Here is a 2,225-nt window from a genome sequence, read left to right as displayed (position 1 = left end):
CGACCGTGTGGCGCATGCTCATCCAGGCCGGGATCCGCGAGCGGCCGGGGACGCCGCGCGGCGCACCACCGATCCCGACACCCGCCGGTTGACGCTCGCGTTCGGTAGCTAGATAGATAGACACCGAGATAGGGAGCTTGCTAGGTAGCTCTCTAGCTAGATAGGATGGAGCTATGGAAGCGATCATGGTTTACAGCGAGTCAGGCGGAGTCTCCAAGACCACCACTGCGGTGTCACTCGCCATGGTTGCCGCCATCGGCGGCCGGCGCGTCACGCTCGTGGATCTTGACCCTCGAGCGGCGGCCAGCCGATGGGTGGGAGCAGAACCCAAGGAACCCGGCCTCGACGTCGGCGCCATCCTCGCGGATCCCGAGCCGAACGGGTGGATGGACGACATGGCCGTGCCCTCCCGCTGGCACCCCAACCTCAGCGTCCTGCCGTCCAGCCGCAGCGTCTCCATTCGCGAAGGGGAACAGGCCGACTACGCCGAGCTCCGGTTGAAGGCGTCTCTTGAGGGGACAACCGCCGACCTGGTGATTTTCGACTGCCCCAACCGGCAGGGCGGACCCCTCACTCTGTCGGCACTCAACGCGTCGGATGCCGTGGTTTACGCGGCGAAGGCCGACGAGGATGGTGTCAGCGGAGTAGAGGGGGCCATGGTGAGCGTCCAGCGGTTCCGCGACTCGCGAAAGCTGCTCGGCGCGACGGACAAGCTCCGCGAAGCCGGCATCGTCGTCGGGGCATTCCGTGGCATGACCGTCATGCGGCGCATCGAACAATATGCGCTCGACGAGCTCGGGGGACTAGGCACCGTGTTATATCCGCTGGTCCCCGATCGGGCTGTGGTGCAAGATGTTCGCGCCACTCACGAATGGTACGGAGATTTCCGAAAGGGCCAGCCTGTCGTGGATGCCTACTCGGAGATCCTGACGAAGGTGGTGTCATGACCGACGAGAAGCGTGAGCGCCCGACGCTGCCGACACGCCGCACCCCGCGGCCGGCCCCCGACCTCGGCAGAGATCCGATCGACGTGCCGGCACCCCCGATCGCGACTACCGTCCCGCCGCAGGGACGTGGCGGGCAGCCCGACGTTCCGAAGGGCATCCAGCTGCCCAAGCGCGACGTGACCGTGCAGATGGGGACCCGAATCGGAGTCCGCACCAAGGACCTCTTGGACTACGTGAAGGCGACGCAGGGGCAAGACATCCGTGTCTCGATCGAGCGTGCCGTTGAGGCGATGTTCGGCCACTTGCTCCCGACGGACGACGAGTCTAGATAGATAGCTCCTCGCGCGACAGCGTCGCGTCACCGCTCGGACGGGAAAGCAAGCCGCTGCGCGGCAGGCAACGACGACCTGGTGGGGGAGTGCGCGGCCGGGCCCCGATAGAGGGTGCGTCCACGAGAGTGCGGCACCAGAGCGCCGATGGATCCCCAGCCCTTCCGACGAAGATCACCCCACCAATGTCACCATTCGTGCGGCGTGCGTTGATGCCAGATTGACTGCATATCGTTCTGGTAGCAGTGCCCTGGATAAAGGTGGTACGCACTTCACGTTGCATCGTGCGGGCGTGGTCCCCTTGGCAGACATGGCAATTTGAGGCCCAGCGACTCATGCATTTCCCTCGTTCGTAAATGAGCAGACTGTCAGGATTCGCGTGTGTAGAAGTATTGCCCGTTTGACCTCGATTCGTTATCGTTTCTTATATAGATATCGACAGGACGGGAGTCATGATGAACGAGTTGAGCACCACCCCAGACGGAACCGTAAAGCCCATTCGCGCTGTCTTTTCGGATGCCGAATACATCGTCCCGGTAGACCCGATGGACGACCCACAGTGCGATAGCTGCCAGTAGTGAGATCACACACCCGAATGCTGCTGATTCTCCTTGCTGCGCTCCTCAGCATCGGCGGCCTCGCGGGCGGCTGGTACGGCACGGGACTGGTGCACACGCAGGAGCCGGCGGACAGTGCGCCGACGGTGAAACAGGGCCCCGCACGCGGCCCCGTGGCCGACGCGCTCACGGCAGCCGGCTTCGTGCGCGGGGGAGTGGTTGACGCGGCCGCGGTGCGGGCGCTCGTCGACAAGCTGCCGGCGGACACGCACGTGAAGACGCCCAACTACGACCGGGCGGCTTACGGGCCGTCGTGGGCGGATACCGATCACAACGGGTGCGACCAGCGGAACGACGTCCTGGCCCGCGACCTCACGGCGGTCACGTACACG

2 protein-coding genes and 1 pseudogene are annotated in these 2,225 nt (G+C 64.9%); all 3 read left to right on the top strand.

The window, feature by feature from the left end; translation table 11 throughout:
* Nucleotides 1–173 precede the first annotated feature (173 nt).
* On the top strand, nucleotides 174–947 hold the full coding sequence (locus tag ITJ40_RS16785; protein WP_194668164.1) for a ParA family protein: 774 nt from the start codon (nucleotides 174–176) through the stop codon (nucleotides 945–947).
* A complete protein-coding gene (locus ITJ40_RS16780) occupies nucleotides 944–1,279 on the top strand; it encodes a hypothetical protein (RefSeq protein ID WP_194668163.1) in 336 nt (111 codons plus the stop codon). Before ITJ40_RS16785 ends, ITJ40_RS16780 begins: the two co-directional genes overlap by 4 nt.
* 592 nt (nucleotides 1,280–1,871) lie before the next feature.
* A pseudogene (locus ITJ40_RS16775) lies at nucleotides 1,872–2,225 on the top strand (HNH endonuclease); the annotation flags it as partial.

This window comes from Clavibacter sp. VKM Ac-2872, assembly GCF_015351105.1.
Taxonomy (GTDB): Bacteria; Actinomycetota; Actinomycetes; order Actinomycetales; family Microbacteriaceae; genus Clavibacter.
The sequence above is the reverse complement of the archived record's forward strand: the minus strand, read 5'-3'. Positions and strand labels throughout refer to the sequence as shown.

Excerpts from the sequence above, each read along its gene's own strand:
- ITJ40_RS16780 (WP_194668163.1), top strand. The coding sequence starts at position 944 with ATGACCGACGAGAAGCGTGAGCGCCCGACGCTGCCGACACGCCGCACC.
- ITJ40_RS16785 (WP_194668164.1), top strand. The coding sequence starts at position 174 with ATGGAAGCGATCATGGTTTACAGCGAGTCAGGCGGAGTCTCCAAGACC.